General features: G+C 70.1%; 20 protein-coding genes and 1 tRNA gene. 8 read left to right on the top strand and 13 right to left on the bottom strand.

Translation table 11 applies throughout. From position 1 onward, the window contains the following. Window positions 1–155: 155 nt before the first annotated feature. Both C8E83_RS05125 and C8E83_RS05120 read right to left on the bottom strand, forming a co-directional pair. Window positions 156–1,418 carry a glycosyltransferase gene (locus C8E83_RS05125; RefSeq protein WP_245981428.1) on the bottom strand — a complete coding sequence of 421 codons (1,263 nt, stop codon included), beginning with the start codon at window positions 1,416–1,418 and terminating at the stop codon, window positions 156–158. A 61-nt stretch (window positions 1,419–1,479) separates the two neighbouring features. Beyond that, window positions 1,480–2,394 (bottom strand): DMT family transporter, encoded by a 915-nt coding sequence (locus C8E83_RS05120; RefSeq protein ID WP_121368736.1) that lies wholly within the window; start codon window positions 2,392–2,394, stop codon window positions 1,480–1,482. Window positions 2,395–2,434: 40 nt separating this feature from the next. Between C8E83_RS05120 and def the strand changes: the two genes are divergently transcribed. The 5 genes from def (at window position 2,435) to C8E83_RS05095 (ending at window position 5,787) form a co-directional block, all read left to right on the top strand. Continuing rightward, window positions 2,435–3,001, top strand: coding sequence for a peptide deformylase (gene def, locus C8E83_RS05115; protein WP_121368735.1), 567 nt, complete (start codon window positions 2,435–2,437; stop codon window positions 2,999–3,001). A gap of 82 nt (window positions 3,002–3,083) precedes the next feature. Next, window positions 3,084–3,156 (top strand) — tRNA-Asn (locus C8E83_RS05110). A 153-nt stretch (window positions 3,157–3,309) separates the two neighbouring features. Further along, window positions 3,310–4,467 carry a sensor histidine kinase gene (locus C8E83_RS05105; RefSeq protein WP_170159851.1) on the top strand — a complete coding sequence of 386 codons (1,158 nt, stop codon included), beginning with the start codon at window positions 3,310–3,312 and terminating at the stop codon, window positions 4,465–4,467. After that, entirely contained in the window at window positions 4,464–5,126 is a 663-nt protein-coding gene (locus C8E83_RS05100) for a response regulator (protein ID WP_121368733.1), read from the top strand. Before C8E83_RS05105 ends, C8E83_RS05100 begins: the two co-directional genes overlap by 4 nt. Before the next feature lie 169 nt (window positions 5,127–5,295). Next, the gene (locus C8E83_RS05095; RefSeq protein WP_211331664.1) at window positions 5,296–5,787 is read left to right on the top strand and encodes an SHOCT domain-containing protein; all 492 of its coding nucleotides are present in this window, start codon (window positions 5,296–5,298) and stop codon (window positions 5,785–5,787) included. Here C8E83_RS05095 and C8E83_RS05090 read toward each other — a convergent pair. The 5 genes from C8E83_RS05090 to dusB all read right to left on the bottom strand — a co-directional run bounded on the left by C8E83_RS05090 (window position 5,784) and on the right by dusB (window position 12,314). Continuing rightward, window positions 5,784–6,800 (bottom strand): D-isomer specific 2-hydroxyacid dehydrogenase family protein, encoded by a 1,017-nt coding sequence (locus tag C8E83_RS05090; protein ID WP_121368732.1) that lies wholly within the window; start codon window positions 6,798–6,800, stop codon window positions 5,784–5,786. The genes C8E83_RS05095 and C8E83_RS05090 overlap by 4 nt on opposite strands. 3 nt (window positions 6,801–6,803) lie before the next feature. After that, window positions 6,804–7,676, bottom strand: a complete 873-nt coding sequence (locus C8E83_RS05085) for an ATP-binding cassette domain-containing protein (protein WP_121368731.1) — start codon at window positions 7,674–7,676, stop codon at window positions 6,804–6,806. 117 nt (window positions 7,677–7,793) lie between these two features. Further along, entirely contained in the window at window positions 7,794–9,701 is a 1,908-nt protein-coding gene (dnaG, locus tag C8E83_RS05080; protein WP_121368730.1) for a DNA primase, read from the bottom strand. 67 nt (window positions 9,702–9,768) lie between these two features. Then, a complete protein-coding gene (locus C8E83_RS05075) occupies window positions 9,769–11,133 on the bottom strand; it encodes a deoxyguanosinetriphosphate triphosphohydrolase (protein WP_121368729.1) in 1,365 nt (454 codons plus the stop codon). Window positions 11,134–11,141: 8 nt separating this feature from the next. After that, the gene (dusB, locus tag C8E83_RS05070; protein ID WP_425454754.1) at window positions 11,142–12,314 is read right to left on the bottom strand and encodes a tRNA dihydrouridine synthase DusB; all 1,173 of its coding nucleotides are present in this window, start codon (window positions 12,312–12,314) and stop codon (window positions 11,142–11,144) included. A 108-nt stretch (window positions 12,315–12,422) separates the two neighbouring features. Between dusB and C8E83_RS05065 the strand changes: the two genes are divergently transcribed. Then, window positions 12,423–12,911 (top strand): aminoacyl-tRNA deacylase, encoded by a 489-nt coding sequence (locus C8E83_RS05065; RefSeq protein ID WP_121368728.1) that lies wholly within the window; start codon window positions 12,423–12,425, stop codon window positions 12,909–12,911. A gap of 9 nt (window positions 12,912–12,920) precedes the next feature. Here C8E83_RS05065 and C8E83_RS05060 read toward each other — a convergent pair whose 3' ends face one another. The 3 genes from C8E83_RS05060 to C8E83_RS05050 are packed head-to-tail and all read right to left on the bottom strand — an operon-like array spanning window position 12,921 to window position 15,273. Beyond that, window positions 12,921–13,139 (bottom strand): hypothetical protein, encoded by a 219-nt coding sequence (locus C8E83_RS05060; protein ID WP_121368727.1) that lies wholly within the window; start codon window positions 13,137–13,139, stop codon window positions 12,921–12,923. After that, window positions 13,136–13,834, bottom strand: a complete 699-nt coding sequence (locus C8E83_RS05055) for a DsbA family oxidoreductase (RefSeq protein ID WP_121368726.1) — start codon at window positions 13,832–13,834, stop codon at window positions 13,136–13,138. The genes C8E83_RS05060 and C8E83_RS05055 overlap by 4 nt, the downstream gene beginning before the upstream one ends. 53 nt (window positions 13,835–13,887) lie before the next feature. Then, window positions 13,888–15,273: a glycine--tRNA ligase gene (locus C8E83_RS05050; protein WP_121368725.1), complete on the bottom strand. Its 1,386-nt coding sequence runs from the start codon at window positions 15,271–15,273 to the stop codon at window positions 13,888–13,890. Window positions 15,274–15,388: 115 nt separating this feature from the next. Between C8E83_RS05050 and C8E83_RS05045 the strand changes: the two genes are divergently transcribed. Next, on the top strand, window positions 15,389–16,069 hold the full coding sequence (locus C8E83_RS05045; RefSeq protein ID WP_147430085.1) for a hypothetical protein: 681 nt from the start codon (window positions 15,389–15,391) through the stop codon (window positions 16,067–16,069). A gap of 33 nt (window positions 16,070–16,102) precedes the next feature. Here the strand turns inward: C8E83_RS05045 and C8E83_RS05040 are convergent, their stop codons facing one another. Next, window positions 16,103–16,900 (bottom strand): isoprenyl transferase, encoded by a 798-nt coding sequence (locus tag C8E83_RS05040; protein WP_121371745.1) that lies wholly within the window; start codon window positions 16,898–16,900, stop codon window positions 16,103–16,105. A 74-nt stretch (window positions 16,901–16,974) separates the two neighbouring features. Beyond that, complete coding sequence (recO, locus tag C8E83_RS05035; RefSeq protein ID WP_121368723.1) at window positions 16,975–17,781, bottom strand: DNA repair protein RecO; 807 nt, start codon at window positions 17,779–17,781, stop codon at window positions 16,975–16,977. 34 nt (window positions 17,782–17,815) lie between these two features. Here recO and C8E83_RS05030 point away from each other — a divergent pair, with 34 nt between their 5' ends. Continuing rightward, window positions 17,816–18,478 carry a trimeric intracellular cation channel family protein gene (locus tag C8E83_RS05030; RefSeq protein WP_121368722.1) on the top strand — a complete coding sequence of 221 codons (663 nt, stop codon included), beginning with the start codon at window positions 17,816–17,818 and terminating at the stop codon, window positions 18,476–18,478. Here C8E83_RS05030 and leuA read toward each other — a convergent pair. Continuing rightward, window positions 18,475–20,235, bottom strand: a complete 1,761-nt coding sequence (gene leuA / locus C8E83_RS05025; RefSeq protein ID WP_121368721.1) for a 2-isopropylmalate synthase — start codon at window positions 20,233–20,235, stop codon at window positions 18,475–18,477. The genes C8E83_RS05030 and leuA overlap by 4 nt on opposite strands. Window positions 20,236–20,272 lie beyond the last annotated feature (37 nt).

Below are 20,272 nucleotides of genomic sequence, written 5' to 3'. Positions count from 1 at the left end.
CCCGATTCTAGGGCGGACCCACTGTCTCTGCGGGGAGGGCCCTGTAACGCGTTGCCGAATAGGACTTAGTGGTCCCGTTAGTGGGTCCGAACCCGCTACATCCCCATAAACACGCGCATGTGAGGCGATGATTGAGATGTTATCAGTCCGATGCTCTAACCAGCTGAGCTACCGCCCCGCGCCCCCGCGGTGCTCTCGCGACCGCTCGGGGCGTCGGCGGCTTGGGCTGCCACCGGCTCACCACGATACAGCTTCTCGAACGTGTCGAGAGTGCGGTTGATGTCGTGCGGCTCGATCATCTTCAGGCTGGCTCGTCGCATTGCGACGTAGTCGTCGTCGCTCTGCGTCAGCACCGCCGTCAGCTTCGCCGCGAGGTCGTCGGAGTCGCCGGGGGTGAACAGGTAGCCGTTCGATCCGGGGTCGACGAGATGGGGAAGAGCCATGGCGTCGGCGGCGACGACGGGCAGGCCGGAGGCCATGGCCTCGAGGCTCGCGATGCTCTGCAGCTCGGCGGTCGACGGCATCGCGAAGACCGTCGCCCCGGTCAGGATGTGGCGGAGCTCCTCGTCGGAGGTGTAGCCGGTGAACGTGACACGGTCGGCGAGCCCCAGGTCGACGGTCATCTGGGTGAGCTTGCCCAGCAGGTCCCCGCCGCCGACGACCGTCAGCGAGGCGTCGAGGTCGGGCGAGAGCTTGGTCATCGCGCGGAGCAGGACGTCGATGTTCTTCTCGGCGGTGACGCGACCGACGAACACGATGCGGTTCTGCCGGGGCCGGTCGAGCCGCGCCGTGTAGTCGCGGGCGTCGATGCCGCAGGAGATGGCGTACACGCCGTGCATGCCGGTGGCCTCTTCGAGGTAGTTGGCCGCTTTGCGCGTCGGCGTCGTCAGCGCCTGGACGTGCCGGTAGGTGTTGGCGGCGTCCTGCCAGGCCCTCTTCGCGATCCAGTCGAGCAGCTTCTTCGGCATCGGCGGGGCGTGCTCGACGAGGTTGTCGGGCATGAAGTGATTCGTGGCGATGACGCGGATTCCGCGATCGCGCGCGACCTTCGTGAGGCCTCGACCGATGACGATGTGGGCCTGGATGTGGACGACGTCCGGGTGGAACGAGTCGACGATCGGCCGCGTGTGGTGCTGCACCATCCACGGCGTGGCGAAGCGGAGCCAGTCGTGCAGCGGCCAGCGCGTGGAGTTGAGTCGGTGCACGGTCAGCGTGGCCCCGCCGTGCTCCTCACGGAACGTGCCGTGCTTCCGCGTGGCGGCGGGTGCGACGACGTGGACGTCGTGGCCGCGGCCGGCGAGGCCGACGGCGAGTCGCTCGGTGAAGTTCGCCGCGCCGTTCACGTCGGGCGGGAACGTGTCGCCCGCTATCAGGACGCGGAGACGACGGGACTCGTCACGGGGATGGTGGTCGCTCACGAAGAGAGTGTCCTTACCGTTTCAGTGCACACGGAGGGATGTCTGGCCCGCCCAGGCTAACTCAGCCCCTCGTCTGAGGATGGTATTTCGCCAGCTGGAACACGCCGAAGACCGCGATGGCGCCCGCGATGAGGAACAGGACCGCCGCCCACCAGGGCGCGTGAGCGGCCTCGCCGAGCACCAGGATCCCCACGCCGATCGCGACCATTGGGTCGACGACCGTGAGCCCCGCGATGACGAGGTCGGGCGGTCCGGACGAGTACGCGTTCGTGACGAAGTAGCCGCCCAGGAGGCCCACGACGCACAGGGCCAGGAAGCAGACGACGGTGAGGACGTCGAACTCGTGCTGCTCGATCCGGTTGATGATGATCTTCGCCAGAGTGGCGACGAATCCGTACATGAAGCCCGCGCCGATCACGTAGAAGAGGGCGCGGATCCTGTGCCGGAACATCGTGAACGCCACCAGGAAGATCGCGAACACGACGGCGAGGATGATCAGGACAGCCACGAGCTGGCCGGTCGTGATCGGCGGCTCCGTGGCCGTGATGGCCGCCACCGTGACGAAGAGCCCGACCCCGCCGACGCAGAACGCGATCGAGCGCTTCGTGCGGCGATCGAGTCGCTGACGCGACACCCGCGAGTTCACCAGGGCCGTCACGACGAGAGCGACGGCGCCCAGCGGCTGCACGACGATGAGCGGCGCGAAGCTGAGGCTGGTCAGCTGGAACACGATGGCGAGGGCGCACAGCAGCGTGCCGATGACCCACGACGGGCGACCCACCAGGCGCAGGAGCTGGCGGACGTTGAACCCCTTCGTCGCTCGCCCGTGAAGCCGTTCGATCTTCGCCACGCCGCGGCTCTGAAGCTGTGTGCCCGTCGAGAGGAAGAGGGCCCCGACGACCGCGATCGGAATCCCGAGTGCCTGATACGGAGTCAGAGAGACCTGGGAGGTCAGGTCGCTGAGGTTCGAAGACACTCCCACACGCTACCCCGAGGCCCGCCGTTAGGCTGGACGGATGGCCGTCCGACCCATCACCATCACCGGCGAGCCCGTGCTCCACGAGCGCGCGCACGACGTCACCGACTTCGACGACACCCTCCGCGACCTCGTCGCGGACATGCTCGAGACGATGGACGCCGCGCCCGGCGTCGGCCTCGCCGGCCCGCAGGTCGGGCTTCCGCTGAGGCTGTTCGTCTACTCGTACACCGACGACGAAGGCACGGTCTGGCGCGGTGAGGCGATCAACCCCGTGCTCTGGCAGTCTCCCCTGTCGATCGAGCCGCTCGACGAAGAGGACGAGTCGGAAGGCTGCCTGTCGATCCCGGGCGAGAGATTCCCGCTGCGACGCGCCGAGGGGGTGATCCTCCGCGCTCTCGACCTCGACCGAAACCCGTTCGAGATCGAAGCGCACGGCTGGCTGGCGCGCATCTTCCAGCACGAATACGACCACCTCGACGGCGTGCTCTACGCAGACCGCCTCGAGCACCCCTACTCGAAGGCCGTCGCCAAGACGATCAGGAAGAACAGCTGGGGCTCGCCCGGCCAGACCTGGCTGCCCGGCGTCGACCACCCGGAGGGCTGACGGCGCGTCGAGTGGTCACCCGCGGTCGAAACGTTTGCTAGAGTTGTGGTCGCTCGTTCGACAGTCCATGAACGAGCAGTAGTCCTCGATAGCTCAATTGGCAGAGCAGCCGGCTGTTAACCGGCAGGTTCTTGGTTCGAGTCCAAGTCGGGGAGCACAGCATTCATCTGATGCTGAAGGCCCCGCGGCTCCACCCGCGGGGCCTTATCCTTTGGGCGGCTTCGCCGCGAGGGCAGTACTCCCGCGGGAGTAGGGGGCGAGTACCGTCGGCGGACGCCGCCCGCGCCACTGCGCACTACCGTGGGGGCATGTGGAACGAGCAGGGCTTCCCGCGCCGCCGGCGTGAGGGCTCCCGCTGGTTTCCGCCGATCCTGAGCATCGTCCTGCAACTCCCCGCGCTCGGAGTCCACGGGCGAGGGCATCACCCGACGGCCCTCGCCCTCGTCGCGTTCGGCCTCGGGATCGCCGCAGCCCTGGCCCTCATCGCCCGCCGACGGTGGCCCGGCCCGACCGTGGTGGTCGTGGCGCTCCTGGCCGCCTCGGCACTCGCACTGTCGACCGGCCCGCCGGTCGCCGCGATCCCGCTGGCGATCGCCGTGGTGAGCGCAACGATCCGCGGCGCGAGGGTCTGGGTCTGGTCGACGCTCGCCGGAGTCGCCGTGATCGTCCCCAGCGTCGTCTACGCCGTCACCCGCACCCCGGTCTCGAGCATCCGTCCGCTGGCCGTCGCCCTCGCCCTGTGCTTCTTCGTCGGCCTCGGCGAGGTCTTCCGCGCGCGGCGCGAACGCTGGCGCGAGGTCTCCCGCCAGGTCGCGGAACGGAGACGGGCCGAGAGCGAGGCCGAGCGACTGCGGATCGCCCGAGAGCTCCACGACGTCCTCGCTCACTCGCTCTCGCAGATCAGCGTGCAGGCGAACGTCGGCCTGCACCTCTTCGACGCGCAGCCCGACAAGGCGAAGGACAGCCTCGCAGCCATCAAGCTGACGAGCGGTCAGGCTCTCGAGGAGGTCCGCGGAGTCCTCGGCTTCCTGCGACAAGAGGGCAGCGTCCCGGGCGAGGAGGCCGCGTCCCGCTCCCCCGCGCCCGACCTGTCCCGCCTGCCGTCGCTCGTGGCCGCCGTCGGACGTGGCGGGCTCGAGGTGCGCCTCGACGACCGGCTCGGCACCGACGTGCCGCACGCCGTGCAGCTCGCCCTCTACCGCATCGTCCAGGAGGCGCTGACGAACGCCGCCCGCCATGCGAACGCCACCGTCGTGGACGTGGGGCTCGCCCGAGAGGCAGGGGCCTGCGTGGCGACGATCCGCGACGACGGTCGTGGGCACGATCCTGCGCCCGTTCCGGGTCGAGGCATCACGGGCATGCGCGAACGCGCAGAGCTCCTCGGCGGCACGCTGTCGGCCGGGCCCGCGGCGGGCGGCGGCTTCGAGGTCGTCGCGCGGATCCCCGTGCGCGGGAGCACCCCGTGATCCGCGTCGTCGTCGCCGACGACCAGCAGCTGATCCGAGCCGGCTTCCACGCCCTTCTCGACTCCGAGCCCGACATCGAGGTGGTGGGCGAGGCGGGCGCAGGATCCGAGACCCTCGCGGTGGTCCGCTCCACGCGCCCCGACGTCGTCCTCATGGACATCCGGATGCCCGACGGCGACGGCCTCTGGGCGACCGAGCAGATCGTCGGCGACCCATCGCTCGCCGGAACGCGGATCGTCGTCGTCACGACCTTCGAGCTCGACGAGTACGTGGCGCAGGCGATCCGGGCGGGCGCGAGCGGGTTCCTCGTGAAGGACACCGAGCCGGTCGAGCTGATCCGCGCGGTGCGGGTCGCCGCCGCCGGCGAGGCGCTGCTGTCGCCGGGGGTGACCAGGAGGCTGCTCGAGCGTGTGGCGGGCGGGCTTCGCGATCCTGCGGACACCGCGGTTCTCGACGTGCTCACCGATCGGGAGCGTGACGTGCTCACCCTGGTCGGCCAGGGGCTCACCAATGCGGAGATCGGTGCGAGGCTGTTCCTGAGCCCGCTGACGGCGAAGACGCACGTGTCGAGGATCATGACGAAGCTTGGGTCGCGCGATCGCGTGCACCTCGTCGTCGTCGCCTACGAGACCGGGCTCGTGCAGCCGGGCTGGCGCTGACGGCACCCTGGTCTCACCGAGTCGCGTGCGCTGCTCCCCCGGGAGTACGCCAGTCGCTCCGGCCGGCGGATTCGCCCGGCGGCACGGACGGCGATGCTGATGTCAGAGCCCGGATCACCGGGCCTGGCCCGACCACCGGGCCTTCATCTCACGACAAAGGACCGTTCCGATGAACACCGCACTCGCAGCAGCACCGCTCGCCTTCCACGGCATGGGCCCGTGGGGGTACGGCGGGCACGCCTTCTTCCCGTTCTTCCTCTTCGTTCCGCTCTTCTGGATCGCGGTCATCGTGGTCCTGGCGATCGTCTTCGGGCGTCGGCGCCGTCGCGCCATGGCGTTCTGGGCCCAGAACGGCTACAGCCCTTATGGCGGGCCGTTCGGCCGCGGCTTCGGCGGCCCTTGGGGCGGCGGCTGGGGTCACGGCGGCCAGTGGGCCGGATCGGGCACCCAGCAGGCCGAGCAGGTGCTCGCCGACCGCTTCGCCCGCGGTGACATCGACGAGGTCGAGTACCGCGCGAGGCTCGAGGTGCTGCGGGCAGGGCAGCCGTCGTTCGGCCCGCAGGCACCGTACGGTCGCCCGCAGGGGCCGTCGCAGCAGGGTCCGTCGCAGCAGGGTCCGCAGGGACCCCAGGGCTCGACCCCGAGCGACCCCCGCGCCTAGTAGCCCGCAGCCGGGTCGACCACCCCGATGAACTCGCCGTCACCCGCCAGCGCCCGCACATTGTGCCGGATACGCTCGGCGAGCAGAGGCGCGGTCATCTCGGGTGTGTCGGCCTGGTGCGGCGTGATGAGCGCGCGCGGCTCCGTCCACAGCGGGTGGCCGTCGGGCAGGGGCTCGGGGTCAGTGACGTCGAGCCCCGCGCCCCACAGACGCTCGGACCGCAGAGCCTCAACCAGCGCGTCGGTGTCGACGAGCCCGCCCCGGGCGATGTTGACCAGGATCGCGGACTCCTTCATGAGCGCGAACTCCGTGGCGCCGAACATCTTCGACGTGTCGGTCGTCATCGCCGCCGCGACGATCACCACGTCGGCGTCGGGCAGGACTTCGGCGAGGGAGGATGCCGCGACGGTGCGCGATGCTCCGGCGACGGGCGTCGTGCTCCTGCGCACGATGGTGACGGTGGTGTCGAACGGCTCGAGCAGGCGCATGATCTCGAGCGCGATGCCGCCCGCACCCACGATCACGACGTTCAGGCCGTACAGCGAGATGCCCTTCGGCACGGTGGCCCAGCTCTCGGCGCGGACCCGCTCGGGGAAGACACGGAGCAGGCCGAGCGCGAGGGCCAGGGCGTGCTCGGCGACCGGCTCGGAGTAGGCGCCCTTCGCGCTCGTCCAGAGGGGCTTGGGGCGGTCGGCGTACTTCGCCATCACGCCGGCGAACATGTCGACGCCCGCCATCGGCATCTGCACCCACTCGATGCCCGGATGCGCCTGGAGCACCTCGTCGAGCTCGTCGACGGCCCGGTGCGAGAGCCACATCAGGCCGCGCGTCTCGTCGCCGAGCGGCACGAGGGTGCCGCCCGCCTCGCGCACGGCGGTCTCGAAGAGCTCGGTGGACTCGGGGCCGATCGAGATTGCGCCGGGGGTCGGGCGGTGCTCGGCGTCGAGCGGCGCGGATTCGGTGAGGACGGCGCGGTGGCCGCGGGTGGCGTTCGTGGACGACACGGGTGCGATCTCCTAGGGCTTGTGCTTCTTCGGGGTGCGGTCGGAATCAGGGACGATGTCGAGAGGCGAGGCCTGCGACAGAGCCTTGACGTAGGGGTCGACGGCGGACTCGAGCACGTCGTCGATCTCGCCGAAGCCGACGACGCGGCCCTCGCGGAGCACGACCATCCGGTCGGCGACGGCCCTGGCCTCGTCGACCGACGACGTCACGACGACGGCCGAGAACCGGCGGTTGCCGTGCAGGGTGCTGAGCAGCTCGAGGACGGATCGTCGCACGAGCACGTCGACGCCGCGGGCGGGCTCGTCGGCGATGAGCACGCGGGGCTCGAGTACGAGGCTGCGGGCCAGGGCGACGCGCTGACGCTGGCCCGCGCTGAGCTCCCACGTCTGCTTGAGCATCGTGCCGAGGGGCAGGTGCACTGCGTCGATGAGCACCGACACGAGCCGGCCCGCCTCGGTGCGGTCGAAGCGGCGGTCGCGTTCGTACAGCGGCTCGGCGACCGCCTCGCCGACGGTGAGGTCGGGGTTCAGCTCGTCGCCGTCGCGCTGCGAGAGGTAGCCGACCGTCCCGGTGAGGCGGTCGCGGCGACGTTGCGAGATCGTCTTGATCCGCTCCCCCACGACCGTCAGCTCGCCACCGGCGAGAGTCGGCATGCCCTCCGGCGGCCGCCTGCCGTAGGCGCGACCCGAGAGCCCGAGGGCCAGCGTCGACTTGCCCGATCCGCTCGCCCCGAGCACGGCGAGGACCTCGCCCTCGTGCAGGGTCACGCTGACGCCGTCGACCGCGCGCACCTCGGGCCGGCCGCTGCGGGCCGGGTAGACGAGCGACAGATCGTCGGCGACGATCACGGGCTCGGAGAGGGTGGGGGCGGTGGTGTCGGTCACGCGGCAGAACTCTTTCGTCGACGTCCGTCCACCCTATCGACGCCCCTGTGAGCCGAGCCGGACCGCCACGGCGAGGTCGCAGGATCGGGCACCCGCACGGCGAATGCCCCTCACTCCCTATTCGTTGCGCAGCCGCCGCCGCGAGGACTCGATCTCGACGAGCTTCTGGGCGATCTCACGCCGTGCCTCGGGCTCGGTCTTCGCGTCCGTGCGGTGGAGGCGGCCGAGAAGCTCGGCCTTCTGCCGGAGCAGGTCGCGCTCGACGAGCGACGAGAGCACGCCCGTGCAGTAGAGCCCCATGTCGCTGCCCTCGCGCTCGGGAAGCGGCCCCACGGCGAGCTCCTTGACGAGCTGCGCGAACGGCGCCGGTGTCTGCTCGAGGACCACGTCGACGAAGTTGGCCGCGTCGAGCGAATCGAGGCTCGCAGCGAGGGCGTCGCGGACGACGGCGAGGGAGGGATTGTTCAGCTGCGAGAAGACTGCCTGGACCGTCAGGTCGCGCGGCGCCTGCGCGGGGTGCTGCAGGATCGCCATGAGGGCGTCGCGTTCCAGCCTCGTGGCGGGGTCGTCGGGCAGGCGCAGAATGCTCGCCGACTCGTCGACCGGCGGCAGCTCGGGCAGGCTGGTGATCGACTGGCGCCCCGGCTCGCTCGCCGGAGCGAGGCGCTCCACGGCCTTCGGCGCGTGCGCCAGCTGTCGCCGCGCCGCGTCGACGGCGCTCTGCACGTCGGGCGGGTCGACGCCCAGCCAGCCGGCGAGCTGCCGCACGTACCCGGAGGTCATCGACACGTCGCGGATCCCCGCGACCACGGGCGCGGACGCGCGGAGGGCCGCGACCCGCCCCTCGACGGTCTCGAGGTCGTGACCGGCGAGGGTCCGCTTGATCATGAACTCGAACATCGGCCGCTTGCCTTCGACCAGGCGGCGCACGGCGTCGTCGCCCCGGTTGAGCCGGAGGTCGCACGGGTCGAGGTTGTCGGGCGCGACTGCGACGAACGTCTGGGCGGCGAAGCGCTGCTCCTCCGCGAAGGCGCGGCTGGCGGCCCGCTGACCGGCCTCGTCGGGGTCGAATGTGAAAACGACCTCGCCGGCGGCCGAGACGTCGGAGCCTCGGCTGTCGCCCAGCATCGGCCGGAGCACCTTGATGTGGTCGACCCCGAAGCTCGTGCCGCAGGTGGCGACCGCCGTCGTGACCCCGGCCAGGTGGCAGGCCATGACGTCGGTATAGCCCTCGACGATCACGACGCGCTTGTCTTTGGAGATGTCGCGGCGGGCGAGGTCGATCCCGTAGAGCACCTGCGACTTGTGGTAGACGGGCGTCTCGGGCGTGTTGAGGTACTTCGGGCCGTTGTCGTCGTCGAGGAGCTTGCGGGCGCCGAACCCGATGGTGGCACCCGTCACGTCGCGGATCGGCCAGATCAGCCGACCACGGAACCGGTCGTAGACGTTGCGGTCGCCCTGGCTCAGCAGGCCCGCCGTCACCAGCTCTTCCTCGCTGAAGCCGCGGCCCTTGAGGTGCGTGCGCAGGGCGTCGAAGGATTTCGGAGCGAAGCCGACGCCGAAGCGCGCGGCGGCGGTCGGGTCGAACCCGCGTTCGCCGAGGAATCGTCGGCCGGGCTCGGCGTCGGCGGCCGTGAGGTGCTCGACGAAGAACTCGCGCGCCGCCTCGTTGGCGGCGAGCAGGCGTGCTCGGTTGCCGTGGTCGGAGGCCTGGCCGCCGTCCTCGTAGTGGAGCGTGAAGTTGATGCGCGCCGCCATGCGCTCCACGGCCTCCTGGAAGGTCGTGTGGTCCATCTTCTGGATGAAGCTGAAGACGTCGCCGTCCTCGCCGCAGCCGAAGCAGTGGTACCGCCCGGCCTGCGGCCGGACGTGGAAGCTGGGGCTGCGCTCGTCGTGGAACGGGCAGAGACCCTTCATCGAGCCGATGCCGGCGCCCTTGAGGCTCACGTAGTCCGAGACGATGTCGGCGATGTTGACCCGCGACCGCACCTCGTCGATGTCGTTTCGCAGGATCAGACCGGGCACACGACCACCCTACGATCGACGGCCGACACTGCCCCGGGGCCGCTCAGGGCCTGCGTGGTCGGGGTCGTCACGCCCGCACCAGCCGGTCGTGCCACGCCATCGCGCTCTGGTCGGTCAGCGACGCCACCTGGTCGACGATCACCCGTCGACGCGCGTCGTCGTCGGCCGCCTCGCTCCAGTCGAGAGCGAAGCCGGGGTCGAGGCGGTCCGGCCCAGAGGCCCACAGGGCGTCGGCGAGGCCGGCGAGCAGCTCGCGCTGCTGCACGTAGATCGGCTGGCGCGTGTTGCGCGTCATCACGAAGGCCGCGACGATGCCCTTGAGAGCCGCGATCTCGCCGATGATCTCGGCCGGGATCACGACGCTGGCCGAGAACCGGATGAGGCTCGCCTGCGGATAGTGCTCGTGCGTCGCCTGGGTGGCGGACGCCGCGAATCGGCCGATCAGCTGACTGGTGAGGTTCTTCAGTCTCGCCTGGTCGAGGCGGCCGCCGTCGTACGAGTCGAGCCAGACGTCGAGCGACCGCAGCCGGTCGAACGCCTCGGCGAGCTCGTCGCGGCTGAGTTCTCCGCCCACCCACGCGTGCATCGCCTCGATGAGGCCCGAGTGGTCGCCGGGTGAGTTCAGCTGGGCGACCTCGATGTATCCGTTCACGACGGCGTCTTCGAAGTCGTGCACCGAGTAGGCGATGTCGTCGCTGAGGTCCATCACCTGAGCCTCGATGCACCGCTGCCGACGGGGTGCGCCGAGACGCAGCCACTCGAAGGCCGGGGTGTCGTCGTCATAGAAGCCGAACTTCATCCGCCCCGACGGGTCGGCGACACCCTGCGCCGCCGGCCACGGGTACTTGCAGCTCGCATCGAGGCTCGCCCGGGTGAGGTTGAGCCCGAAGCTGTGCGCCCCGGCCCCGCGCGCGGCGTCGAGGCCGATCACCTTCGGTTCGATCCGCGTCAGCAGTCGGAGGGTCTGGGCGTTGCCCTCGAAGCCGCCGAAGTCGGCCGCCCAGTCGTTGAGGGCCTTCTCGCCGTTGTGGCCGAAGGGCGGATGGCCGAGGTCGTGGGCGAGGCAGGCCGTGTCGACGACGTCGGGGTCGAGGCCGAGACTCGTGGCGAGCTCGCGGCCGACCTGAGCCACCTCGAGCGAGTGCGTGAGGCGGTTCCGGGCGAAGTCGAGCCCGGCGGTGGGGCTCAGCACCTGCGTCTTCGCGGCCAGCCTGCGGAGGGCGCTCGAGTGCAGGAGACGGGCACGGTCGCGGGCGAAGTCGCTCCGCCGGCTCGAGTGCTGCTCGGGCAGCCACCGCTCGGTGTCTCGCTCGACGTAGCCGAGCGCGGCCGTGGCGGCGGAGATGCTGTGCGATGTCAGACCGCCCGCGGGGCGATCGGAGTTCTGGGCGGACCGGGTGGACGAGGTGTCGGTGGTTCGGTAGGTCGTCATCCGGTCGATCAGCCGCCGCTGTGGTGGAGTTCGGCCGCGGCGAGCTCTTCGCGGAACCCTGCATCGAGGTCTCGGCTCTCGAGCCAGCGGTCGGGCAGGGCCGGCCTCTTCGGGCTGCCGGCACGGCCGCGAGGCCCCTCGGCGCCCTCGCCCGGGTACGGCAGGTCGCCGTCGAGCGTGGCCAGCAGTTCGTCGAGCACCTCGAGGTTCGGCACCGTCGCCAGCGCGGCGCGGAGGTCGCCACCGACGGGATAGCCCTTGAAATACCAGGCGACGTGCTTCCGGATGTCGCGGCAGCCGCGGTCCTCGTCGCCGAAGAACTCGACCAGCAGCTCGGCGTGGCGGCGGAACGCCCGGGCGACCTCACCGAGGCTCGGCTGAGCGTGGTGCTCCTCGCCGCGGAAGGCGGCGGCCAGGTCGCCGAAGAGCCACGGGCGACCGAGGCAGCCGCGGCCGACGACGACACCGTCGCAGCCGGTCTCGTCGACCATGCGGAGCGCGTCGGCGGCCGACCAGATGTCGCCGTTGCCGAGCACGGGCACGCCCGTGATCGTCTCCTTCAGCTTCGCGATCGCCGACCAGTCGGCGTGGCCCGAGTAGAATTCGGACGCCGTGCGAGCGTGCAGCGCGATCGAGGACACGCCCGCGCCCTCGGCCGCACGCCCGGCCTCGAGGTAGGTGAGGTGGTCGGAGTCGATGCCCTTGCGCATCTTGACGGTGAGCGGGATGTCGCCGGCGGCCCTCACGGCGCGCTCGACGATCTCGCGGAAGAGCCCGAGCTTCCAGGGCAGCGCGGCACCGCCGCCCTTGCGGGTCACCTTGGGCACCGGGCAGCCGAAGTTGAGGTCGATGTGATCGGCCCTGTCTTCGGCGACGAGCATCGTGACGGCCTCGGCGACGGTATTGGGCTCGACGCCGTACAGCTGGATGCTGCGGGTCGTCTCGCTCTCGTGGTGCGTGATCAGCCGCATCGACTCCGGGGTCCGCTCGACGAGCGCCCGGCTGGTGATCATCTCGCTCACGTACAGGCCTGCGCCGTACTCACGGCACAGGCGACGGAACGCGGTGTTCGTGATGCCCGCCATGGGCGCCAGCACGACGGGCGAATCGAGCCGCAGGGGCCCGATGCGCAGCGGTTCGGCCTGCAACCGTGGGGAGGAGAGAGTCGTCGTCATCGCCATCAATTGTCGCACCTGACGGCCCCGGTTCGTGGCGCGAGCCCACGGCTGTGGACAAATCCGGGCGCAGGATCAGGGAATGCCCACCGCTGACGCCCCGTTGTCCCCGCCGTGACCGTCTCCCCCGGAACCCAGCGAGTGCTCGACGACGCCGCGTCGCGCGGCCTCGCGATCGACATCACCACCCGCCCCGAGGCGGGCAGCCTGCACGAGGCGGCCCGGCTGCTCGGCATCGACCCCTCGGGCATCGTGAAGAGTCTCGTGGTGAAGAAGCACGACGGGAGCTTCCTCTTCGCCCTGGTTCCCGGCGGCCGTCAGATCTCCTGGGCGAAGCTGCGCGGAGTCGTGGGCGTCAACAAGCTGTCGATGCCCTCGCCCGACGTTGCACTCGACGCGACCGGCTTCGAGCGCGGCACCATCACGCCCGTCGGGAGCACGACGCCCTGGCCCGTCTTCGCCGACGAGCGGATCGTCGGAACGAGGGTCGCGCTCGGCGCCGGAGCCCATGGCCACAGCGCGTTCGTCGACGCGGACGCACTCATCGCGGCCTACGCGGCCACCGTCGCCGACATCACCGACGAGGAGAAGCCCCGCGACTGACGCGACCGGCTAGAGCGACGCGCCCTCGTCGAGTGCCGCCGCGACCGCCCGCCCGGACGCCGCCGCGGCCTCCTGGGGCGACGGCTCGATGTCGACCGCGTCGGAGTCGAGGTCGACGGTCGCCGAGGGGATCACACACGCGTCGCCCTCGCAGGCGAGGGCGTCGGGCGACCCCAGCATGGTGAAGGGGCTCGCCGGGATCGAAGCCTCGGCCCCGGCGCCGGTCACTGTGCCACCTCGACCGAGGAGAGCCCGGCCTTCTCGGCGGCGACGGTGTCGAGGACCTGACGGAAGGTCGCGGGATCCTGCGCCCCGGACACCCCGTACTTGCCCTCGAAGACGAAGAACGGCACCCCGTTGATGCCGAACGCCTGGGCCTGAGCCTGATCGGCGCGCACGTCGGCGAGGTACTCGTCGGCCTCGAGAGACCGGACGACGTCGTCGCGGTCGAAGCCCGCCTCGGCGGCGATGTCGGCGAGGACCTCGGTGCGACCCAGGTGGCGACCCTGCTCGAAGTAGGCCGCGAGGAGGCGCTCATTCATGTCGAGCTGGGCTCCGCGCGCCTTGGCGTAGTGGATCAGCTGGTGCGCCTTCACGGTGTTCGTGTGATGCATGGCGTCGAAGTCGTAGGCGAGGCCGACCGAGCGGGCGATCCCGCCCACGTTGTCGAGCATGCCCTGCGCCTGCTCGACCGAGAGGCCCTTGTGCGTGGCGAGGAACTCGGCCTCGTTGCCCTCGAAGTCCACCGGGGTGTCGGGCGAGAGCTCGAACGAGTGGTACTCGACCTCCACCTGGCCGTCGAACCCGGCGGCACCGGCCTCGAACTTGCGTTTGCCGATGAAGCACCATGGACACGCGATGTCGGACCAGACGTCGACCTTGATGGCTGCGGGCGCTGCGGGGCTGCTGTTGCTGTCACTCACGATGAAGGCAACCTAGCATCGGCGGCCTGCATTCCTGCCGGGCGCCGGCGAGGCTATGCGCCGAGGAGGCGCGCAGCCAGGTAGCCCTCGAGCTGGTCGAGCGACACTCGCTCCTGCGCCATGGTGTCGCGCTCGCGCACGGTCACGGCGTTGTCGTCCAGCGAGTCGAAGTCGACGGTGACGCAGAACGGCGTGCCGATTTCGTCCTGGCGGCGGTACCGGCGGCCGATGGCGCCGGCGTCGTCGAAGTCGATGTTCCAGAACTTGCGGAGCCCGGCCGCGACCTGACGCGCGAGCGGCGAGAGGTTCTCGTTGCGCGACAGCGGGAGCACGGCGGCCTTGACCGGCGCGAGGCGGCGGTCGAGCCTCAGCACGGTCCGCTTGTCGACGCCGCCCTTCGCGTTCGGCGCCTCGTCTTCGTGGAACGCGTCGACGAGGAACGCCATCAGCGCGCGGGTGAGGCCGAAAGCGGGCTCGATCACGTACGGCACCCAGCGCTCGTTCTTCGTCTGGTCGAAGTAGGAGAGGTCGACGCCTGACGCCTTCGAGTGCGTCGACAGGTCGAAGTCGGTGCGGTTCGCGACGCCCATGAGCTCGCCCCACTCGGATCCTGCGAAACGGAAGCGGTACTCGAGGTCGACGGTCTGCTTCGAGTAGTGCGACAGCTTCTCCTGCGGGTGCTCGTAGCGGCGGATGTTCTCGGGGGTGATGCCGAGATCGAGGTACCACTTCTCACAGGCGTCGATCCAGTACTGGAACCACTCGTCGTCGGTGCCGGGCTCGACGAAGAACTCCATCTCCATCTGCTCGAACTCGCGGGTGCGGAAGATGAAGTTGCCGGGCGTGATCTCGTTGCGGAACGACTTGCCGACCTGCGCGATGCCGAACGGCGGCTTCATGCGCGCCGCGCCCATCACGTTGGCGAAGTTGACGAAGATGCCCTGCGCCGTCTCCGGGCGGAGGTACGCCATGCCCTGCTCGTTGTCGACCGGGCCGAGGAAGGTCTTCAGGAGCCCGGAGAAGTTCTGCGGCTCGGTCCACGAACCCTCCTGACCGGTCTCGGGGTCGCGGATGTCGGCGAGGCCGTTGAGCGGCGGGTGGCCGTGCTTCGCCTCGTACGCCTCGAGCAGGTGGTCGGCGCGGTAGCGACGGTGCGTGTGCAGCGACTCGACGAGGGGGTCGGAGAAGACCTCGACGTGGCCGGAGGCCTCCCACACCTGGCGGGGCAGGATCACCGAAGAGTCGAGCCCTACGATGTCGTCGCGGCCCTGCACCATGAACTTCCACCACTGCTGCTTGATGTTCTCTTTCAGCGCGGTGCCGAGGGGCCCGTAGTCCCACGCGGACCGCGAACCTCCGTAGATCTCGCCCGCCTGGAAGACGAAGCCGCGGCGCTTGGCCAGGGCGATGACGGAGTCGAGACGGTTCGGTGCTGCCACGTGTGTTGCTCCCAGTGAGGTTCATCGGCCCCCGCTGGATGCGAAGGGGCTGTCCCAGAACTCTACTAACCCGCACGCGGCGGTGGCGCCCGGACCGCCCGGTTAGGCTTGACCGGTGCGCAGAAGACTCGTGGCCGCGGCCGTCGTCGCCGCGGCGCTGATCGGTCTCACCGGCTGCTTCCCCGTGGTCAAGAGCCTCACGCCGGTCGCCGGGTCGCAGGGCGGCACCTCATCAGGCAGCGGTCAGTCGACGAGCGCGCCCCAGCCTCAGGTGACGGGCGGCCCGGGCAGCGGCGGCTCGACGGGCTCCGCACCGGTCGACCCCTCGAAACTCGCACCCGGCGGCAAGCTCCTGAACCAGGTCAACTACAAAGACCTGACCATCTACATCTACCGCGTGGGCGAGCTCACCACGACGAAGCCCTCGATCTACGCGCACCCGAACGGCGACGACCCGTACCCCGCAGGCACCCACGTCGAGGTCACCGCGTACGTGCTCGTGAACGAGTCCGATCAGCGGCTCGACCTCACCGACTTCAGCGCCGACTACTCCTCGTACGGCAACAAGCTCGCCACTCAGGACACGTTCGCCGGTCAGGACCTCCTCACGCAGAAGGGGTACTCGACCGACCTGTCGAGGCAGTTCCCGAAGGGCGCGTCGACCTGGTACCTCCTGCCCGGCAAAGACGTCGTCTTCGCCAACGCGTGGTTCTATCGCGACACCGACGGGCCTCTCACGCTGCAGTTCCTGTGGCCGGCGCAGAGGATCTTCCTGGGCGCGAACATCCAGTTCTAGAGACTGTCGGATCCTGGGCGCAGGATCCGACGGTCACACGGCAGGCGTCTGGGTCGGCGCGTCGACCGCTCCCCCGAAGCGGCGGCCGCGCCTCGTGTAGAGGTCGATGGCGCCCCAGAGGTCTTCCCGCGTGAAGTCGGGCCACAGCTGGTCGAGGAACACCATCTCGGCGTACGCCGACTCCCACAGCTGGAAGTTCGAGGTGCGCTGCTCGCCCGACGACCGCACGAACAGGTCGACGTCGGGGAGCTGAGGCTGGTAGAGGTGCCGCTGGATCACCTTCTCGGTGATTCCCGACGGCTTGAGGCGGCCGGCTGCGACCTCGGCAGCTATCGACTGGACGGCGTCGGTGAGCTCGTTGCGCCCGCCGTAGTTGACGCACATGTTGAGAGTCATGGTCGAGTTGCCGGCGGTCGCGGCCTCGGCCACCTGGAGCTCCTTGATGACGGAGGCCCAGAGCTTCGGGCGGCGACCCGACCAGCGGATCCGCACGCCCCACGCGTCGAGCTGCTCGCGTCGACGGTGCAGCACCTCGCGGTTGAACCCCATCAGGAAGCGGACCTCCTCGGGGCTGCGGCGCCAGTTCTCGGTCGAGAAGACGTACACGCTCAGGTGCTTCACTCCCACCTGGATGGCACCGGCGACGACCTCGAGCAGCGCGGCCTCGCCGGCCTTGTGCCCCTCGATCCGCGGGAGTCCGCGAGCGTTCGCCCAGCGACCGTTGCCGTCCATCACGACTGCGACGTGCTCGGGCACGGTGCCGGGCTCGTACGCGGGCGGTGTCGGCCCCTGCCAGTCGAGGGGCAGGAACTCCATCTGCTGCGGCATCATCCGACGCCCGAAGAGTCGGCGCCGCTCCGCGACGGCGGGCTCGGACGAGCGGTCGGGCGTGGAGGGGGTGGGGCTCACAGGACTTCTCCGGTACTCGGAACGACGGTGGTGCTCGGAACGACGGCAGCGGTCGGAACGATGGTGTTGCTGGAGGCGACGCTGCGGTCGACGTGCTCGAGCGATCGCAGGCCGCGCTCGAGATGCCACTGCGTGTATGCCGCGACGACGCCCGACGCGTGGTTGCGGGTGGCCTCGCCTGCGCTCTCGGCCGCCGCCCAGTCGCCGGTGAGCAGGGCCCCGAGCAGAGCCAGGGTCGCAGGATCCAGCCGAGGCGCACCCGGGGGCGCCGCAGCGTCGGCCACCACGCCGCCGAGCTGCACCACGAAGGCCGAGTGGGGCCCGGGTACGCCGGTGACGGCGCAGTCGCCGAAGCTCGGCGCCCATCCTGCGATGCTCAGAGCCCGCAGGAGGTACGAGTCGAGGATCAGCTGCGGGTCGTGCTCTCGCCGTGCGAGCGACCGCAGGGCTCCGACCAGCAGGAGGTACTGCTGGAGGCCGGCCTCGGCGTCGGTGAGCTTGTCGGCCGTCTCGACGAGGACGTTCGCCGCGGTGTAGCTGGCGTAGTCGGAGACGATGTCGGCGCCGTACGAGCCGATCGACTCGGCCTGCGTGACGATGTCGAGGCTGCGGCCCTCGTAGAGCTGCAGGTCGGCGACCATGAACGGCTCGAGACGCGCCCCGAACTTCGACGCGGTGCGCCGGACGCCCTTGGCCACGGCGCGGATCTTGCCGTGCTGCCGGCTCAGCATCGTGAGGATGCGGTCCGCCTCACCCAGCTTGTGGGTGCGCAGGATCACGCATTCGTCTCGGTACACGGGCACCCGTCCAGTATCCCCCGGAGGCTAGTATCTTCCGGTGTCCGCCACAGCCATCTCCATCCCCCTCTGGGCTGATCTCAGCGCGGTGGCGCTCGGCAGCCTGCAGGGAGCGCTCTTCGCCTCCACCTTCCGCGACCGCCGCATCGACCTGCTCGGGGTCGCGATCGTCGGCACCGCGGCCGGACTCGGCGGCGGGATCCTGCGAGACGTGCTGCTCGGCGTGATCCCCCGGGCGCTCGAGTCGAACTGGTACCTGCTCGTGGCCGTCCTCGCGTCGCTGCTCGGCATGCTCCTGCAGCGCATCTTCTCGCGCCTGGCGGCGCTGATCACCGTGCTCGACGCCCTGACGCTCGGCGTCTACGGAGCGATCGGCGCGACGAAGGCCCTCGCCTTCGGGCTGCCCGAGATCCCCGCGATCTTCGTCGGCGTCGTCGCGGCCGTGGGCGGATCGGTGATGCGTGACGTGCTCATGAACCTGACGATCGCGATGATGCACGTCGGATCGCTCTACGCGGTGGCCGCCGGCGCCGGGACGATCGTGCTGGTGGCCATGGTGGCGGTCGGTACGCCGACCCTCGCCGCGGGGATCGTGGGGACGGTCGTGACCGTCGTGATCCGGCTCCTGGCGGTGAGATTCGGGTGGACGCTCCCGGAGCAGCGCGCGCTGTCGCGGCTGCCCCGGTGGCGTCGCCCCCGCTAGGCGGTGGCCAGGGCCGGCTCGGGCTGCTTCGACCGCAGGGCGCGGTTGACGGCCGAGACGATGGCCTTCAGCGACGCGGTCGAGATGTCGGCGTCGATGCCCACGCCCCACAGACGCGTCCCGTCGACGTCGAGCTCGACGTAGGCCGCGGCCTGCGCGTCGCCCGACGCGCTGAGCGTGTGCTCGGAGTAGTCGTACAGCTTCACCGCGACACCCTGCGTGGCGAGCACGTCGATGAAGGCGTCGATGGGGCCGGATCCGGCGCCCTCGACCTCGATCACGTCGGAGCCCGCACGCAGCGCCGCGTCGAGCCGCGTGACGCCGTTCATGTCGCTGCGCATGCCGGTGCGGTGCAGTTCGAAGTGACCCCACTTCGCCGCCACGTCGCGCGACGGGAGGTATTCGTCCTGGAAGATCTCCCAGATCTGCTCGCTGGTGACCTCGCCGCCCTCGGCGTCGGTGCGGGCCTGCACGACGCCCGAGAAGTCGATCTGCAGCTTGCGCGGCAGGTCGAGCGCGTGGTCGGTCTTCAGCAGGTAGGCGACGCCGCCCTTGCCGGACTGCGAGTTGACGCGGATCACGGCCTCGTAGGAGCGGCCCAGGTCCTTCGGGTCGACCGGCAGGTACGGCACGGCCCAGACCAGGTCGTCGACCGACTTGCCCTGTGCGGCGGCGTCGGCGGCCATGGCCTCGAAGCCCTTCTTGATGGCGTCCTGGTGCGACCCCGAGAAGGCGGTGTAGACCAGGTCGCCGGCCCACGGGCTGCGCTCGTGCACGGGCAGCTGGTTGCAGTACTCGGCGGTGCGCTTCACCTCGTCGAGGTCGGAGAAGTCGATCTGCGGGTCGATGCCCTGCGTGAAGAGGTTGATGCCCAGCGCGACGATGTCGACGTTGCCGGTGCGCTCGCCGTTGCCGAAGAGGCAGCCCTCGATGCGGTCGGCGCCGGCCATGTAGCCCAGCTCGGCGGCGGCGATGCCGGTGCCGCGGTCGTTGTGCGGGTGCAGCGACAGGATCACGTTCTCGCGGTGCGCCAGGTGACGGCTCATCCACTCGATGGCGTCGGCGTAGACGTTCGGCGTCGCCATCTCGACCGTGGCGGGCAGGTTGACGATGACCTTGCGCTCGGGCGTCGGCTCGAAGACCTCGAGGACGGCGTTGCAGATGTCGCGGGCGAACTCGAGCTCGGTGCCGGTGAACGACTCGGGGCTGTACTCGTAGTAGACGGTCGTGCCGGGCACGGTCGCCTCGGCTGCCCTGCACAGGCGCGCGCCCTCGAGCGCGATGTCGATGATGCCCTGGCGGTCGGTGCGGAACACGACGTCGCGCTGCAGGATGCTCGTGGAGTTGTACAGGTGCACGATCGCCTGCTTGGCGCCCTTGATGGACTCGTAGGTGCGGTTGATCAGGTGTTCGCGCGCCTGGGTCAGGACCTGGATCGTGACGTCGTCGGGGATCGCGTCCTCCTCGATGAGGCTGCGGACGAAGTCGAAGTCCGTCTGCGACGCCGACGGGAAGCCGACCTCGATCTCCTTGTAGCCCATCTTCACGAGCAGGTCGAACATGATCCGCTTGCGCTCGGGGCTCATCGGGTCGATGAGGGCCTGGTTGCCGTCGCGCAGGTCGACGGCGCACCAGCGCGGCGCCTCGGTGATCTGCTTCGTCGGCCAGGTGCGGTCGGGCAGGTCCACGCGGATCTGCTCGGAGAACGGGACGTACTTGTGGATCGGCATGGCCGACGGTTTCTGAGTGTTGCGCATTGCTCTCTACCTCGTCGTATCGGTATGTGGGTCAGGC

This window comes from Frondihabitans australicus (genome assembly GCF_003634555.1).
Classification (GTDB): Bacteria; Actinomycetota; Actinomycetes; order Actinomycetales; family Microbacteriaceae; genus Frondihabitans; species Frondihabitans australicus.
The sequence above is the reverse complement of the archived record's forward strand: the minus strand, read 5'-3'. Positions and strand labels throughout refer to the sequence as shown.